The sequence below is a fragment of the Pseudomonas sp. genome (genome assembly GCF_037994325.1).
Taxonomy (GTDB): domain Bacteria; phylum Pseudomonadota; class Gammaproteobacteria; order Pseudomonadales; family Pseudomonadaceae; genus Aquipseudomonas.
Genome location: NZ_JBBNAH010000758.1, coordinates 1 through 3055 on the forward strand (window position 1 = coordinate 1; position 3055 = coordinate 3055).

The 3055-nt window shown below is 61.8% G+C and carries 4 protein-coding genes; 1 reads left to right on the forward strand and 3 read right to left on the reverse strand.

Features of this window, described 5'->3' with window-relative positions; translation table 11 throughout:
* From AAAB16_RS25420 to AAAB16_RS25430, 3 genes are all read right to left on the reverse strand, one after another.
* Window positions 1-598, reverse strand: a 598-nt coding sequence (locus tag AAAB16_RS25420) for a ZIP family metal transporter (protein WP_369335454.1), incomplete at its 3' end; no start/stop codon positions are given.
* Window positions 599-697: 99 nt separating this feature from the next.
* The gene (locus AAAB16_RS25425; protein ID WP_340665860.1) at window positions 698-1228 is read right to left on the reverse strand and encodes a DUF3299 domain-containing protein; all 531 of its coding nucleotides are present in this window, start codon (window positions 1226-1228) and stop codon (window positions 698-700) included.
* Between the two features lie 37 nt (window positions 1229-1265).
* Window positions 1266-2030, reverse strand: coding sequence for a sulfite exporter TauE/SafE family protein (locus AAAB16_RS25430; RefSeq protein ID WP_340665861.1), 765 nt, complete (start codon window positions 2028-2030; stop codon window positions 1266-1268).
* A 97-nt stretch (window positions 2031-2127) separates the two neighbouring features.
* Between AAAB16_RS25430 and AAAB16_RS25435 the strand changes: the two genes are divergently transcribed.
* Window positions 2128-3012, forward strand: coding sequence for a LysR substrate-binding domain-containing protein (locus AAAB16_RS25435; protein WP_340665862.1), 885 nt, complete (start codon window positions 2128-2130; stop codon window positions 3010-3012).
* The last annotated feature ends 43 nt before the right edge of the window (window positions 3013-3055 follow it).

The following is a 3055-nucleotide window of genomic DNA, read 5'->3' on the forward strand; positions in this document are numbered from 1 at the left end:
CGGTGGTCAGCGGCAAGCCGACGCTCATATCACCACCCGCGAAGCTCACGCCGATGGCCATGCCTTCGGGAATGTTGTGCAGGGTGACCGCCAACACAAACAACCATACGCGGTTGATGCGCTCGGCTTCCGGGCCGCAGGGGCCGGTGCTGTCGTGTTCGTGGGGGGTAAAGCGGTCCAGGCCGAGCATCAGCAGTACGCCAAGGCCTAAGCCAACCACCACGGTCAGCGCCGCCATTGGACCGTTGCCGGTGATTTCTTTGGCCGCAGCCAGGCCCGGCAGAATCAGGGAAAACGAGCTGGCGGCGAGCATCATGCCGGCGGCAAAGCCGAGCATGGTGTCTTGGGTACGCGCCTTGATCGAGCCCATCGCCAAGGCAAACACGGCGCCCAATGCGGTAGCGCCAAAGCCCGCCAGGCCGCCATAAAAGGCGTACTGCAAATGCCCTGAGCCATCGCCCTGAAAGGCGTTGTAGATGCTCATCACCAGCAGCACCAGCACGGCCAAACCGGCGGCGGCAAAGCCCAGGGTGGTGAAGGGATGGGTGTGCGCCTGGTTAACCCAGGCGTTACGCATGGCAATCATGGAAGTCGGCATAGCGGGTAACCGGCGGCGTAAGAGTGGCCGTCAGAGTAAAAGCTATCGCCGCTTGATGGCCATAAGAAAAAATCTATTACACCGGGTGGGGATCGTTGATTACAGGTCCGCCTCGGTCACCGCTCGCACATTGCTGGCATCCAGCGCATAGGCGGCGTCGGCCAGGTCATTGCTGACCTTTTCCACTTTCAGCGTGCCGGTTACCCACAGCGGCGCGTAGATATCGTCGAGCTTCAGGCCTTTGGGGTAGCGCACCAGCACCATTTGGTTGGGCGGTGGTGGCGGCACATGGATGCAGGCGCCTGGGTAAGGCACGAGGAAGAACAACGTGGCGCGGCCCTTGGCGTCGGTTTCCAGCGGCACCGGGTAGCCGCCGATGCGGATATTTTTGTTATTCATTGCCGCCACGGTTTTGCTCGAATACATCACCGCCGGCAGACCTTTCTCCTGCTTCAAGCCCCCTTTGCTATTAAAGGTGCCATCGCCTTCAGGGGTGTTGTGGCTGATCTCCGGCATCTCTTCGAGCGCCTTTTGATCGGACTTGGGCATCAGCGCCAACCAGTCGGTTTCCGGCAACTGGGCGTGGGCAACACCACTGAGCAACAGCAGGCTAAAGAGTACGCGGCGCATGGAAAACTCGGGGCGGCATGGGGAGGCGGCGAGTCTATCAGCCGCTAATTAGAAGGTGCAGGCCCAATAAACCTAAGCCGATAAAGAACACCCGTTTAAACAGCAAGGCGCTGATGCGCTGGCGCAACCATTGGCCAACGCACATGCCCAGCAAAGCCGGCAGCAGGGCTAATAACGAAGCCCCCAACTCACCGCTGCCCACTTCGCCACGCCAGAATAAACCGGCGCCAAGGGCCAGGGTGGAGACGGTAAACGACAGGCCCAGGGCCTGCACCAGCTCGTTACGCTGCAAGCCCAACGCTTGCAGATAGGGCACCGCGGGAATCACAAACACCCCGGTGGCAGCGGTGACGATGCCGGTGAGCAAACCGCACAGTGGGCCCAGCCAGCGCTCGTACGTTGGCGGCACGCGCAGCGGCGGCAGCAGCAAACCGCTAAGGGCATACAGCAGCAAAGCGCCGCCGAGGGCGCGGGTCATGTCTTGGTCCGAACCCAGGCCCAGCCAGCCACTGCCCAACCCGGTGCCAATGGCGATAGACGCCAGCATCGGCCACAGCCGGCGCAGCAACGTTTTCAAGGCGCCGCCAAACGCCAGCTGCCAGAGGTTGGTAACGGTCGAGGGCACCAACAACAACGCCGCTGCCTGTGGCGGTAACATAGCCAGGCCGAGCAAACCCATGGCCACGGTCGGCAAGCCCAGGCCGATAACACCCTTGACTGTGCCGGCAAGCAGAAAGGTCACCAGCACCAGCAATGTGAGGCTAAGACCGAGGTGTTGATAGAAATCGAGAGGGTTATTCATGGCGCTATCCTGCGCCAGCGGCCGCTTTAGGAAAATCTGCGAATCGCTAAGCTTGCCTCTGGCATAGACTGAGGCTAAGCCATTAGCGGAAACCGCCATGCACATGGATCTGATCGACCTGCGCCTGTTTGTGCGCATTCTTGAAGCCGGCACTATCACCGCGGGCGCCAGCCGCTGCCACCTGTCATTGGCCTCGGCCAGTGCGCGCATTCGGGCGATGGAGGCCTCGCTGGGTACGCCATTGCTGGAACGTGGAAGACGTGGAGTAAGCGCCACCGCAGCCGGCAATGCCCTGGCGCGCCATGGGCGGCTGATTGTGCAGCAGGTCGAGCATTTGCAGTTCGACTTGGCCGACTACGCCAGCGGCTTTAAAGGCCAAGTGCGCCTGCTGTGCAACACCACCGCGCTAAGCGAATACCTGCCCGAAGTGCTGGCCGACTTTCTCGCCAGCCACCCCCATATCGATATCGACCTGCAGGAACGGCCGAGCCTGCGCATTCTGCAAGGCATCCGCGAAGGCGCGGCCGATATCGGCATTATTTCCGATGCGGTGGACAGCAGCGGTCTGCAAACCTTGCCGTTTCGCAATGACCCGCTGGCGCTGGTAATACCGCGAGATCACCCGTTGGCGACACGCAAGGAAATCAGCTTCAGCGACACCTTGGCCCACGAGTTTGTCGGCCTGGCGCTCAATAGCGCGCTGGCGATTTATCTGGAAGAACAGGCGCTGCACGCCGGCCAACGCTTACGCATTCGCGTGCGGGCAGAGAGTTTTGATGGGGTGTTGCGCATGGTCGCGCGGGGTGCCGGCCTAGGCGTGGTGCCGCAGGCGGCGATCGAGCGTTGGCAGGGGCCGAAGGGGTTTAGCAGCCTGGCGTTAAGCGATCCGTGGGCACAGCGCAAACTGCTGCTGTGCGCCACGGATTTTGCCGCGTTACCGGGCTACGCCGGCACGCTGCTGGCGGCGCTTACTTCTTCTTGATCAAGCCGTAGATCACCAGCAGCACAATGGCGCCGACCACGGC

Excerpts from the sequence above, each read along its gene's own strand:
- AAAB16_RS25425 (WP_340665860.1), bottom strand. The coding sequence starts at position 1,228 with ATGCGCCGCGTACTCTTTAGCCTGCTGTTGCTCAGTGGTGTTGCCCAC.
- AAAB16_RS25430 (WP_340665861.1), bottom strand. The coding sequence starts at position 2,030 with ATGAATAACCCTCTCGATTTCTATCAACACCTCGGTCTTAGCCTCACA.
- AAAB16_RS25435 (WP_340665862.1), top strand. The coding sequence starts at position 2,128 with ATGCACATGGATCTGATCGACCTGCGCCTGTTTGTGCGCATTCTTGAA.